This window comes from Kibdelosporangium philippinense (assembly GCF_021390435.2).
GTDB lineage: Bacteria > Actinomycetota > Actinomycetes > Mycobacteriales > Pseudonocardiaceae > Kibdelosporangium > Kibdelosporangium philippinense.
This window is the reverse complement of the sequence record NZ_JAJVCN010000005.1, coordinates 249,908-262,049: the sequence shown is the minus strand read 5'-3', so window position 1 is coordinate 262,049 and position 12,142 is coordinate 249,908. Positions and strand designations below refer to the sequence as shown.

The following is a 12,142-nucleotide window of genomic DNA, read 5'->3' as shown; positions in this document are numbered from 1 at the left end:
GAAGGCGAGCCATGACTGGTCCAGGACGACAACGCTGTCGGTTCTGCGGCACCATGCTGGCCACCGCCACCGACCCGATGTGCGGCTCGTGCGCACGCGTTGCGGGGTTCCGCAAGCCGATCCCGGACGGGTTCTACGAGGACGCGGACTTGCGCGCCGCGCTGGCCCACTACGACTTCGGCGCGGTGTTCGCCGCCGTCCGTGCCTACACCGGGCTGTCCCAGCTCCAACTCGCCGACCTGCTGGATCTGTCCCAATCGCGAGTCTCGGCTGTCGAGCGGGGCGAGCGGCGGCTGACCCACGTCAAGCTGGCCGCCCGGCTGGCCACTCTCCTGCGCATCCCGCCCCGATTGCTCGGCTTCCCGGCCGAGGCCCCAGGTAGCGTGGCGGCACAGGAGGAGGTGAGTTGGTTGGAGCGCAGGGACTTTCTCGCCCTGGTCACGGCCGCCACGTTGGGATCGAGCCTGCATCCCGAGCTGGCCCGGCTGGGCGCGCTGCTGCCCGGCAATGTCGAACCGGCGACCCGGCCCCGCATCGGCGCGGCCGATGTCGACGCGATCGAGGCGATCACCGACGGATTCCGTCGCTCGGACTTCGCCTACGGCGGCGGGCTGTGCCGCGCTGCCGCGGTCACGCAACTGCACCAGGTGCGCCGGCTGGAGGATGCGGTCTGCGCGCCGGAGGTCCGGACCCGGCTGCTGGTGGCCATCGCCGAGCTGGCCAGCATGGCCGGGTGGATGGCCTACGACGTCGAGGACCACGACGCCGCCCGTCGCCTGTGGGCCTACGCCCTGGACACCGCCCGCCGCGCCGAGGACCACCCCCGCGCACCGGACCTGGCCGTGGACGTGCTGCTAGACATGGCGCACCAGGCCCTGCACCTGTACGGCCTCGATGCGAACAAGCACGCAGACAAGGCGGGTGAGGCGCTGCGCCTGGTCCAACTCGCCTCGGCCACGGCCGCAAACCGCCGCCACCCGGTCAGCATGATCACTCAGGGCTACATCTCCGCTGTGCTCGGGTGGTGCCGTGCCGCGCTCGGCGAGCCCGAACCCACCCGCCGCGCCATCGGCAACGCTCAGGACACCTACGCCGCCGCCGACCCGGCCACGACCCCGCCGTGGGCGTGGTTCGTCAACGACGCCGAGATCACCGCCCAGCAGGGCCACTCGCTGTACCTGCTGTCGCTGACCCGCCCGGAGTTCGCTCCCGAGGCCATCGAGAAGCTCACCAGCGCGGCCAGCGGGTACGGCGCGGAGTACGAGCGCAGCCGTGCGGTGATCCTGCCCCCGCTGGCCTCGGTGCAGTTCCAGGCCGGGGACATCGCCGCCGCGGTGGCCACCGGCTACGACGCGGTGGACGCGATCACCGGGCTGTCCTCCACCCGCGGCTACGCCCGGCTGCGTGTGCTGGACACCGTGGCCACCCCGCACAGCGGCCAGCCCGAGGTCGCCGACCTGCGCGAGCACATCCGCAGGACGCTAGCCAGCACGGCGGCGTAGCCGCCAATGGCTCTGCCCGCCCGCCAGGACTCCGGTCTGCCCGGCCTGCCCGCGCTGCGGGACGTCTGCCGGATCTTCGGCGCCGATCCCGCCGATGTCCGCCTACTGCACCATCGCTCCAACGCGGTGTACCTGCTGCCCCGCGAAGACCTCGTCGTCCGGCTGGCCCCGGATACCCTGGTACGCCGCCGCCGCGCCCAGACCTGCATCGAGATCACCCGCTGGCTGGCCAGCCAACCCGAGCCGATCGCGCTACCACCAGCACCCGGCGAGCAGCCGGTTATCGCCGCCGGAGCGGTCGCCACCTTCTGGCCCCACCGGCCCACCACCCCGGCACCCTCGCTGGCCGACCTGGCAGTGCCGCTGCGGCGCCTGCACGCGCTGCCCGCCCCGGCGTTCCCGGTGCCCCGCTACCAGCCGTTGCAGCGACTGTTCGAGGCGGTGACCCTCGACCAGCAACGCCCGCACCCGGCCGTCGCCGACGACCACCGGGCTTGGCTGCTCGACCGCGCCCACACACTCATCGACACCTTCACCACCACCTCGTTCCCCCTCGGTGAAGGACTCGTCCACGCCGACGCGCACAGCGAAAACCTGGTCCGCGACCCCGACCACGGCACCTGGCTGCTGATCGACTGGGACGGCACCTGCCTCGGCCCCCGCGAACTGGACCTGCTCACCGGCATCCCCGACCACTTCCACGAACCCGAAGCCGACCGGACACGGTTCCTGACCGCCTACGGCTACAACATCCTCGACTGGCCCGGCTGGACCCTGCTCCGCGACATCACCGAACTACACGCCCTCGGCGCCTACATCCGCCTGGCCCCCAGCAAACCGGCCGCCGCCGGCGAACTGCACCACCGCATCCGGTCCCTGCGCGCCGGCGACCGGTCAGCCCGCTGGCACGCGATCCCCTGAACCACGGCCTCGGTGTTTATGCCGGTTAGTTCTGGCCCCGGTTGTCCGGCGAGTTTTGGCCCCACCGGTCGTCGTTCAACGAGTTTTGGCCCCACCTCGTCCTTTGTGGACACGCCCACGATGGGGTGAAGGACCCTCGCTCACCCGTTCGGACCCTCAACGATGAGCGCCTTGCACATCTACGCGGTCGTGTCGGAGGCCGGAGTTGTCGTTGTCACGCGTCGAGTTGTTCGAACGCATACGCCGTGATCGGCGGCTGGATCCGGACGCGTCGGTCCGGACGCTGGCCGAGCGGTACAAGGTGCACCGCAGGACGGTGCGGGAAGCGCTGGCCAACGCCGTGCCCAAAGAGCGTAAGAAGCCGCCACCACGTCGTTCGGTGTTGGAGCCGGCCTACGGGTTGATCGACGAAATGCTGATCGCGGATTTGTCCTCGCCGCGCAAGCAGAAACACACCACCGCCCGGATCTACCAGCGGCTGGTCAGCGAGCACGGGTTCACCGAGGCAGGCCGCACCACCGTCTACACCTACGTCGCGCGGCGACGCACGGAACTGGTCGGCGAACTGCGGGAGCGGCAGATGCACCTGGAGGGCATGGTGCCCCAGCAGCATCTGCCCGGCGAGGAGGCTGAGGTCGACTTCGCCGACGTGTGGGTACGGGTCGCGGGCCAGGTCATGAAGTGCCATTTGTTCACGCTGCGACTGTCCTATTCGGGCAAGTCGGTGCACCGCGTGTTCCTGTCTGAAGGGCAGGAGGCGTTCATGGAGGGCCACGTGGAGGCCTTCCGGGCGCTGGGCGGGATCCCGACCCGGCACATCCGCTATGACAACCTCAAACCCGCGGTCCAACGCGTGTGTTTCGGCCGCAACCGGGTCGAGTCGCAGAACTGGGTCAAGTTCAGGTCCCACTACGGTTTCGATGCGTTCTACTGCATCCCCGGCAAGGACGGCGCACACGAGAAAGGCGGCGTCGAGCAGGAAGGCGGCCGGTTCCGCCGGACCCATTTGGTCCCGGTCCCAGACGTCGCCAGCCTGGCTGAGCTGAACGAACGAATCGCTGAGATCGACCGGGCCGAGGACAGTCGAGTCCTGCACAACCAGCGCGTCACGGTCGGGTTCAACTTTGCCTATGAGGCCGATCTGCTGGCGCCGCTGCCGTTCGACGACTTCGACACCGGCACCACGCTGAACCCGAAGGTCGGCCGCGACTCGCGCATCACCGTGCGCCAGTCGCACTACTCCATCCCGGCGCGGTTCATCGGCCGCCGGGTGCGGGTCTCGCTGCGCGCCAACGATGTCGTGGTGTTTGACAAGGCAACAGTGATCGCCCGGCACGCCCGGATGACGCGCCGCGGTGACTCCCATGACCAGCTCGATCATTACTTGGAGATCCTGCTGGGCAAGCCCGGCGCGCTGGCAGGGTCGACCGCGTTGGCCACCGCCCGCGCCGAGGGCAGCTTCACCTCCGCGCACGAGGCGTTCTGGTCGGCCGCCCGCACCGCACACGGAGACGGCGAGGGCACCAAGGCACTGATCGAGGTGCTGTTGCTGCACCGCAGACTGCCCGCCGAGGCGGTCACCGCGGGTATCACGACCGCGTTGCGGGCCGGGTCGACCAGCCCGGACCTGGTCGCGATCGAGGCCCGCAAAGCCGCGCACGACGCTGGCCGCGCCCTGCTGGACGAGCGTGACCTCGCCGATCTGGGCCTGGACACCGCGGTGATCCCGGTGATCACCGACGACATGCCCGACCCGCGCCTGCACCCGCCCACAGCCCCCACATCTCAACCAGCAGGGGCGTCGGTGATCTCCCTGCACTCCAAACGCGAGTTGCCCGCGAGTTCGAGCCCGCTGCCGTCGGTGGCGATCTATGACCAGCTGCTTCGCCGCACGAAAGGCACCACGGCATGACCGCCACCCTCCCGGCCAGCGTCACCACCACCCACACTATCCCCGCGACAGCGCCCGGCGTCGACAGCCTCGACGCCCTGATCGACCAGGCCTGCCGCACCCTGCGGCTGCCCACCATCGGATCCCGTTTCGAAGAACTCGCGGCTGCGGCCATGCGCGAACAGGTCTCCTACAAAGGATTCCTGCTCACCCTGTTGGACGCCGAGTGCGAACACCGAGACGAGCGCCGCAAGACCCGCCTGGTTCGCGAAGCGCACTTCCCCCGCGCGAAACGGCTGGACGACTTCGATTTCACCGCTAACCCGAATGTCGTTCCCGAAGTCATCCACACCCTGACCACACCCAGTTGGGTCACCGCAGGGCAGCCACTCTGCCTGATCGGCCAGTCCGGGACCGGCAAGTCTCACCTGCTGATCGGCATCGGCACCGCGATCGCCGAGGCCGGGCTGAAGGTCCGCTACACGACCACGGCCAACCTGGTCAACGAACTGGTCGAAGCCGCTGACGAACGCCAGCTCACCCGCGTGCTCAACCGCTACAGCAAAGTCGATCTGCTCTGCTTGGACGAGTTTGGCTACCTCGACCTGGACAAAGCAGGCGCCAAACTGCTCTTCCAAGTCTTCACCGACCGGGAGGAACGCAGCGCGATCGCGGTCGCGTCCAACGCCCCGTTCTCCGAATGGGACCAGACCTTCGCCGACAAACGGCTCTGCTCGGCCATTGTGGATCGGCTCACCTTCAACGGCACGATCATTGAGACCGGCACCGAGTCATTCCGGCTGCGCGCCACCCAGCAACGCCTCCTCGGCTAACACCACACCCATATCGCCTGAACCGCCGACTAAGAGATAACCCGTGAGTTCGGAGGTTCCTCGTCGGGAACGCAAGGGTCCACTCCGCCCAGGACCAGGGCGGTCTCACTCCTTTGGGTGACAGCCTGCCGTTTTGACTCAACTTCAGCTTTCGTGAACCGATCTCGAACAGGTCGAGGTTGTGCGGATCAGACTGAAGGCAGGGCTGCGGGTTGAGTCTGGCGGTGGTGCGGGACCTGCGCGAGCGGCGCCCGCCAGCGAGCCCGGAGGAGATCGCCGAGTTCGAGACCGACGTGCTGGCCGGGTTCGTGCTCGCCCGCGCCTCGGCAGGCTTGGCCGACGGCACGATCAGTTCCGACGTCGGCCACCTCGAACAAGTCCGGGCCTGGTTCGGCAAACCGTTGTGGGACATGGAACCGACGGACGCCGACGCCTACTTCGGCAAAGCGCTGCGTTCCGCGGCGAAGGGCACCCGGCTGGCGCGGTCGCAGGCGTTGACGACGTTCTTCGCGTTCCTGGAACTGCGGCACCAGGTCGAGATCCACGCCCTGACCGGCCGAGTCGTGCACTGCCCGATCGACGAGATGAACAAGCCCCGCGGTCGCAAGCAGGCCGCGCTGCGCATCCCGCCGACCGACCAGGAAGTCGACACGCTGTTCGCCGGGTGGCGGCAGGAGCTGGTGACCTGCCGGAAGTTCGCGCCAACCGCCCGCAACTTCGTCGCCGCGAAACTGATGTCCCAGGTCGGTCTGCGTGTGAACGAAGCGTGCGGCCTGGACCTGGACGACGTGAAGTGGGAGCTGGGCCGGTTCGGCAAACTGCACGTCCGCGCTGGTAAGGGCGCCAGGGGCAGCGGTCCCCGGGAACGGATGGTGCCGCTGATCAACGGCGCCGACCGGACCCTGCGCTGGTTCATCGAGGACGTGTGGGGGCACTTCGACGACGATCACCTCCGGCCTGGCGCACCGCTGCTGCCCTCCGAGCGTCGTCACGCCGACGGAACCTGCCGCCGCGTCGGCGACGACGCCCTGCGCGCCGGATTGGCCCAAGCCACCGCCGCGCATCTGCCGGGTTGGACGGAAAAGCTTACGCCGCATGTAATGCGACACTTCTGCGCCAGCCAGCTCTATCTGTCTGGTTTGGACTTGGTCTCCATTCAGGAGCTGCTCGGACACTCCTGGATCGCCTCGACTCTGAACTACGTCCACGTTCACCGGACCCGGATCGAAGACGCCTGGGTCGCTGGCCAGAAGCGTGCCGCCGGGCGCCTGGAAGGACTGCTGTCATGAAGTGGAACCTGCGGCTCGCCGCCGCGAATCGAGGCATCTGGAAGGCCAGCGAGTTGCAACACAAGCTGGCCGAGCACGGCCTGGTGATCTCCGCAGGCAAGATGTCCGGTCTGTGGTCAGGAAACCCGGCCAGCATGAAGCTGTCAGACCTCGACGTCATCTGCGTGGCGCTGGGCTGCGAGATCGGTGAGTTGCTGATCCCCGAACCGGAGCAGGTCCACAAGCCCGGCACCGACGAGCAGCCCAAGGCCGCCGCCGCTGGAGCACCCGCAGTAACGCCCAAGCGCCCTGACGGCCGCTCTCTGCCACCGCTGTGACGATGAAGCACAGGGTTCGCGGGCCGGCGCGCACCTGTGTGAGTTGCCTGTCCTGGGGCCGGATCTTTGGGCATGGGTTCTGTGTTGCCTGCTACATGTTCGCCCGCGAGTACGCGGTCGACCAGTGCGCCGGATGCGGTCGCTGGGAGCCGGTGCGCAGTGAGTACTGCCGGTTGTGCTGGGCCCAGGCCAGGGTCCTGGCTCGGGAGAGCGGACGCCCGCTGCACTCGACCGGCGCCACGGCCGTTCGCTTCCTGCAACAGGTACGGCATCACCAACTGTTCTTCGCCGACATGCAGTCCACGCGCGGCGCGTCCACCTCGCCACCCAGAAAGCACCCGCGCCGAGGTCGCCCCCGCACGCCGGATCCCGCACCAGCCGGACGGCCTGTCACTCGGTGGGCGCAGCCGGTGTTGTTCCCCGGTCTGCCACGGGACTACACCCGCTTCGACGAAACCATGGACGCTAATCCAGACAACCCATGGCTGCGCTGGGGACAGCACGTCGCCTGCCAGCTCGCAGAACGACGCGGCTGGCCCCGGCGCATCCGCCTCGACGTCGAACGGTCGCTGATCATCCTGCTGTCCCACCACATCGACGACGACACGGTGTCCTACGTCGCCATGTTCACCGCCCTGCGACCACTGGGCCTCAGCTGCGATCGAACCGCCGACGTCCTGAACGAAATGGGTCTCCTCGTCGACGACCGCCGCCCCGCCTTCGAGGACTGGCTGGAAGGCAAACTGGACGGAATCGCGCCGGGCATCGCCCGCGAAACCGAGACCTGGCTTCGAAACCTGCGCAACGGCGGGCCTCGCACACGGCCACGCGACATCCACACCGTCCGGCAATACGCCAGGGCAGTCCGCCCGATCCTGCTCGACTGGTCCGCGAACTACGACCACCTGCGCGAGGTCACCCGGGAGAACGTGCTCGAAGCCCTGGCGCCCCTCCGCGGCAGGGACCGCCAACACACCCTGATCGTGTTGCGGTCGATGTTCGGGTTCTGCAAGAAGAACGGCGTCGTGTTCCGCAACCCGACGAGCCGCATCCGAGTCGGCGACCGGCACTCGAAGAACATCCAGCCTTTGCGCGACGACCAAGTCCAGCGAACCGTCGCCGCAGCTGCCCGGCCTGCCGACCGGCTGATCATCGCCCTTGCCGCGATCCACGCCGCCCGATCCGGCGCCATCCGCGCTCTGCGGCTCGACGATGTCGATCTCGGCGACCGACGCCTGATCATCGCCGGGCGACTCCGCCCACTCGACGACCTCACCCACAAGCTCCTGCTCGACTGGTTGGACTACCGCCGCACCCGCTGGCCCACCACCGCGAACCCCCACCTCCTGGTCAACCAGATGACCGCACTCAAACTCGGCCCGGTGAGCGGGTTCTGGATCAAAGCCGGGTTCCGAGGACAAGAAGCCACCCTCGAACGCCTCCGCGTCGACCGGCAACTGGAGGAGGCACTCACCCACGGCCCTGACCCGCTGCACCTCGCGGTCGTGTTCGGACTCGATGAGAGGACCGCGATCCGCTACGCCGCCTCGGCACGTCAGCTTCTGGAAACCGCGATCGAGTGCGACACTTCGGGTTGAGCCGAACCCACGGGTCGAGCCCTGGTCCTGGGCGGAGTGGACCCTTGGGTTCCCGACGAGGAACCTTCACTTGCGCTGAACCCACGGCAGCCAAGGGGTCGCCGTAGTAACCAGGAAATTTCGGGCGGATATGGCTGGGTAGGCTTCTGAGCTGGGGATCTTTGGTGCTGGCTGGAGGCGTGCGTGGCGGCGCAGGTGTTCGCGGACGAGGAGTTGGAGCGTCTGCGGGGCTTCCCGGAGATCGGCCGGGACGAGTTGTTCCGGTTTTTCACCCTCACCCCGGCCGACGTCGCGTTCGTCGATCCCGGCCGTGGGCGTGGCCCGGCGGACCGGCTTGGCCTGGCTGTTGGTCTGTGTACGTTGCCGTGGCTGGGTTTCGTGCCGGACAAGGTGTCGACGGCGCCTCCGGTGGCGGTGGCCCGGCTGGCCAATCAGCTTGGCGTCGATCCGGCCGTGTTGCGCTCGTACGGCCGGCGGGCGAAGACTCGGACGGAGCATCTGCGTCTGGTCGCCCAGTATCTGAGCTGGCGGTTGCCGACGACGCTGGAAATGAAGGAGCTGGACGAGTTCCTGCTGGCGCGGGCGATGGAGCACGACTCGCCCACGTTGCTGTTCCGGTTGGCGTGTGAGTACCTGATCTCGGCGCGGGTGATCCGGCCGGGCCCGGTGACCGTGGTGAAACGGGTCGCGCACGCGCGGGAGGAGGCGCAGCGGGAGACCTTCGCCCGGCTGGCGCACGAGTTCACCGACGCGCGATGCGCCGCGCTGGACGGCTTGCTGGTCGTCGATCCGGGGATCAAGACGACGCGCCTGCGGTGGTTGTCGACGGGGCCGGTCGAGGCATCGCCGACCGTGATCAAGGCGGAGGTCGCGAAGCTGGAGTTTCTCCGCGACCTGGGCGCGGATGCGCTGGATTTGTCGATGCTTCCGGCTGAGCGGCGCCGGTTCCTGGCCACCGTCGGGCGTCGGCTGACCGCCCAGGCGCTGGAACGGCGTGATCCGCAGCGCCGCTACCCGATCTTGCTGACGCTGCTGGCGCAGTCGGCGACCGACGTGCTCGATGAGGTCGTGGGGTTGTTCGACCAAGCGATCTCGGCCCGGGAAGGCAAGGCGGAGCGCAAGATGCGCGACTTGTTGGCCGAGCGGGGCAAGGCCGGGGAGGACCGCCAGGCACTGCTGGACGACCTGCTGGCCATCATCACCGACCCGCAGATCAGCGACGAGCAGATCGGCGGGCTGATCCGGGGTGAGCGGATCGGGTGGCAACGTCTGCGGGCGGCGATGGCGCAGGCGCAACCTCGGTTGCCACGCGATCACGGACACCTCGCCGCGTTGGACGGCTCGTACGGGTATCTACGGCAGTTCACCCCGCAGGTTCTCGCGACGGTGCGGTTCGCCGGGGGCACCGCGGCGGCAGGGTTGCTGGAGGCGGTGGAGATCCTGCGGGAACTCAACGCCACCGGCGCCCGGCGCGTCCCTGCCAATGCGCCGGACGGGTTCGTGCCCACGCGGTGGCGCGGCTACCTGGACACCGCACGGAAGTCGGGGAACACCAACGCGCACCGGCACTATTGGGAGTTGTGCACCCTGCTGGGCTTGCGCGACGGGCTGCGCACGGGCGATGTGTACGTGCCCGGCTCTCGGCGCTACTCCGACCCGGCCACCTACCTGCTCACCCCGGACAAATGGTCGGCGCAGCGCGCGGAGTTCTGCCAGCTCGTGGGCAAACCCGCCGACCCGGCCCGCGCGCTGGCGGCCGCCGAGGATGAACTGGACCAGGCACTGGGCGAACTGGAGCAGGTGTTGGCCGCCGGGGACGGGCCGGTACGTCTGGACGACGCCGGGGACCTGGTGATCTCGCCGCTGTCGGCCGAGGATATCCCGGCCGAGGCGACCGCGTTGAAGGCCGAGTTGACCGCGATGCTGCCGTTCGCGCCGATCGTGTCGCTGCTGATCGAGCTGGACAAGCGCACCGGGTTGCTGGACTGCTTCACCCACGCCGGCGGCAAGCAGTCACGCAGCCCGGAGTTGAAACGGAACCTGATCGCGGTGCTGATCAGCCACTCCACCAACCTGGGGCTCACGCGGATGGCGGATGCGTGCGGGATCTCCTACGACATCCTGGCGTGGACCGCGGAGTGGTACGTCCGTGAGGAGACGCTGCGCGCGGCGAACCTGGCGATCATCGGCTACCACAGCAAGCTGCCGCTGGCCGCGGTGTTCGGCAGCGGCACCTTGTCCTCCTCGGACGGGCAGCGGTTCCCGGTGCGCGGCAAGACATTGACCGGCCGGGACATGGTCATCCACGGCGGGCAGGTCCTGTCGACCTACACGCACGTGACCGATCAGCACACCACCTACGGCACGAAGGTCATCGTCGCGACCCGACGCGAAGCCCACTACGTCTTGGACGAAATCTTGGGCAACGCCACAGACGTACCCGGGGGCCCGTCGGGATACGCGCGAAAGGGGCAATGAGCCTTTGCGTGAAGCGTGCGACCAGTAGGTATTCCTGTGTCGTCGGGCTGATCAGGCGCTGGTCGGCAGCGCGGCGAAGTCAGCGTGGGTTCGAGGTCCCGTTGTTCGTGCGGGTGGAGCTGGATGACGAGTACGAGGACGGTCGGGTGACCGAGGTCGTGCTGGGGTTGCCGGACGGCTCGCCGTACGACGGGGTGGAGCTGGCCCGCGACTGGCAGGGCCACTACCTGGTCTAGGACGGTGGCCCGGACGCGGAAATGGCGCGGACCGCCTCCGACGACGCACTCAGTCGCGCGGCGATCGGCGGGAGTCCTGGCTGGGCCAGGACAACTGGGGAAGGCCCAAACCCGCGGCGGTTCCCCGGCCTGTACGACGACGGCGGCCCCGACGCCGATGGCGATGGCGATGGCGATGGGGACGACTTGGACTGGACCTCGCTGCGCTGACTTACAGGTTGTTCAGCCGGTTCCGGTCGTGTGCTTCCGCGTGGAGCACGGTGTCGTGGGCGTGTGGGTTTCACCGGCGGGTGATGGCCGTGTCGAACAGGGCGTGCAGGTCGGCGGGGTCGAGCGCGTCGACCTCTACCTGGATCAGGTGCCCGTGGGCGGCGGTGAAGGTGGCCGTGTGGGAGTCGGTGGCCTTGCCGGGGCATCGGCGGGAGATCGAGACGCGGACGCGTTCGGCGGCGGCTGCGATCTGGTCGGTGGCGGCCGATGAGGTCGTAGCCGCGCACGGAGTGTTTGAGCGCGTCGGCGACCGCGCGCAGGATCTGGTCGCCGGCGATGTGGCCGTGGGTGTTGTTGAGCTGTTTGAAGTGGTCCAGGTCGGCCAGCAGGACGCCGACGGTGCTGCCCAGCCGGCGCGGGCACGGCCGTGTTGTGGTGCGGGGGTAGCTCGCGCGTGGCGCGGAGGATCGATGACGATGAGCTCTGATCGAGCATTGGACGCTGGTTGGTGACGAGTTAGGGCAGGTTGCCGGCAAGCGTGGCCCGACACGATTGGGCTTCGTGCTGTTGCTGAAGTTCCTCGGGTGCTTAAGTTCGTCGGGTTCCGCGCGGGTGCTCGGTGGCCGAGGCGGAGAAGCTGGCCGCGTGGCTGGCCGAGGAGGTCTCCAGGCTGAACGCCGTGCCGAGCGGGTAGGCGAGGAACTGCGGAAGCGCTGCCGCGTGGAAGGGATCGAGTAGCCCGCGCAGGGCCGGATCGGCCGGATTATTGAGGGAACAGCGCCGGCACTATTCGCGGATCCGGGTCTGACACGCTCGTGTCGCCGGGTGATGTTCGTGTGGTATCCGAGGGTTGATCGGGCAGTCATG

Annotated in this window: 11 protein-coding genes and 1 pseudogene; 11 read left to right on the top strand and 1 reads right to left on the bottom strand. The window is 68.5% G+C overall.

Annotated features, from left to right (window positions below; translation table 11 throughout):
* Positions 1-11: 11 nt before the first annotated feature.
* The 11 genes from LWC34_RS54435 to LWC34_RS54385 all read left to right on the top strand — a co-directional run bounded on the left by LWC34_RS54435 (position 12) and on the right by LWC34_RS54385 (position 11,546).
* The gene (locus LWC34_RS54435) at positions 12-1,502 is read left to right on the top strand and encodes an NsdA family TPR-like regulatory protein (protein ID WP_233734522.1); all 1,491 of its coding nucleotides are present in this window, start codon (positions 12-14) and stop codon (positions 1,500-1,502) included.
* A 6-nt stretch (positions 1,503-1,508) separates the two neighbouring features.
* The gene (locus tag LWC34_RS54430) at positions 1,509-2,423 is read left to right on the top strand and encodes a phosphotransferase family protein (protein WP_233734521.1); all 915 of its coding nucleotides are present in this window, start codon (positions 1,509-1,511) and stop codon (positions 2,421-2,423) included.
* A 211-nt stretch (positions 2,424-2,634) separates the two neighbouring features.
* The gene (istA, locus tag LWC34_RS54425; RefSeq protein WP_233734520.1) at positions 2,635-4,335 is read left to right on the top strand and encodes an IS21 family transposase; all 1,701 of its coding nucleotides are present in this window, start codon (positions 2,635-2,637) and stop codon (positions 4,333-4,335) included.
* Positions 4,332-5,147 carry an IS21-like element helper ATPase IstB gene (gene istB / locus LWC34_RS54420; protein ID WP_233734518.1) on the top strand — a complete coding sequence of 272 codons (816 nt, stop codon included), beginning with the start codon at positions 4,332-4,334 and terminating at the stop codon, positions 5,145-5,147. Before istA ends, istB begins: the two co-directional genes overlap by 4 nt.
* Positions 5,148-5,359: 212 nt before the next feature.
* Entirely contained in the window at positions 5,360-6,436 is a 1,077-nt protein-coding gene (locus tag LWC34_RS54415; RefSeq protein WP_233734506.1) for a tyrosine-type recombinase/integrase, read from the top strand.
* Entirely contained in the window at positions 6,433-6,753 is a 321-nt protein-coding gene (locus LWC34_RS54410) for a helix-turn-helix domain-containing protein (RefSeq protein WP_233734507.1), read from the top strand. The genes LWC34_RS54415 and LWC34_RS54410 overlap by 4 nt, the downstream gene beginning before the upstream one ends.
* A 2-nt stretch (positions 6,754-6,755) precedes the next feature.
* Positions 6,756-8,351 carry a site-specific integrase gene (locus LWC34_RS54405; protein ID WP_233734508.1) on the top strand — a complete coding sequence of 532 codons (1,596 nt, stop codon included), beginning with the start codon at positions 6,756-6,758 and terminating at the stop codon, positions 8,349-8,351.
* A 183-nt stretch (positions 8,352-8,534) separates the two neighbouring features.
* On the top strand, positions 8,535-10,829 hold the full coding sequence (locus LWC34_RS54400; RefSeq protein ID WP_233734517.1) for a Tn3 family transposase: 2,295 nt from the start codon (positions 8,535-8,537) through the stop codon (positions 10,827-10,829).
* Between the two features lie 8 nt (positions 10,830-10,837).
* Positions 10,838-11,065, top strand: coding sequence for a hypothetical protein (locus LWC34_RS54395; RefSeq protein ID WP_233734516.1), 228 nt, complete (start codon positions 10,838-10,840; stop codon positions 11,063-11,065).
* 21 nt (positions 11,066-11,086) lie between these two features.
* Positions 11,087-11,275: a hypothetical protein gene (locus LWC34_RS54390; RefSeq protein ID WP_233735060.1), complete on the top strand. Its 189-nt coding sequence runs from the start codon at positions 11,087-11,089 to the stop codon at positions 11,273-11,275.
* A gap of 55 nt (positions 11,276-11,330) precedes the next feature.
* The gene (locus LWC34_RS54385; protein WP_250109486.1) at positions 11,331-11,546 is read left to right on the top strand and encodes a hypothetical protein; all 216 of its coding nucleotides are present in this window, start codon (positions 11,331-11,333) and stop codon (positions 11,544-11,546) included.
* Positions 11,547-11,589: 43 nt separating this feature from the next.
* Here LWC34_RS54385 and LWC34_RS54380 read toward each other — a convergent pair.
* A pseudogene (locus LWC34_RS54380) lies at positions 11,590-12,141 on the bottom strand (diguanylate cyclase domain-containing protein); the annotation flags it as partial.
* Position 12,142: the final 1 nt, after the last annotated feature.

Bases quoted from the DNA above. Each gene is read 5' to 3' on its own strand.
- LWC34_RS54435 (WP_233734522.1), top strand. From the start codon at position 12: ATGACTGGTCCAGGACGACAACGCTGTCGGTTCTGCGGCACCATGCTG.
- LWC34_RS54430 (WP_233734521.1), top strand. From the start codon at position 1,509: ATGGCTCTGCCCGCCCGCCAGGACTCCGGTCTGCCCGGCCTGCCCGCG.
- LWC34_RS54405 (WP_233734508.1), top strand. From the start codon at position 6,756: ATGAAGCACAGGGTTCGCGGGCCGGCGCGCACCTGTGTGAGTTGCCTG.
- LWC34_RS54390 (WP_233735060.1), top strand. From the start codon at position 11,087: ATGGCGCGGACCGCCTCCGACGACGCACTCAGTCGCGCGGCGATCGGC.
- LWC34_RS54410 (WP_233734507.1), top strand. From the start codon at position 6,433: ATGAAGTGGAACCTGCGGCTCGCCGCCGCGAATCGAGGCATCTGGAAG.
- istB (WP_233734518.1), top strand. From the start codon at position 4,332: ATGACCGCCACCCTCCCGGCCAGCGTCACCACCACCCACACTATCCCC.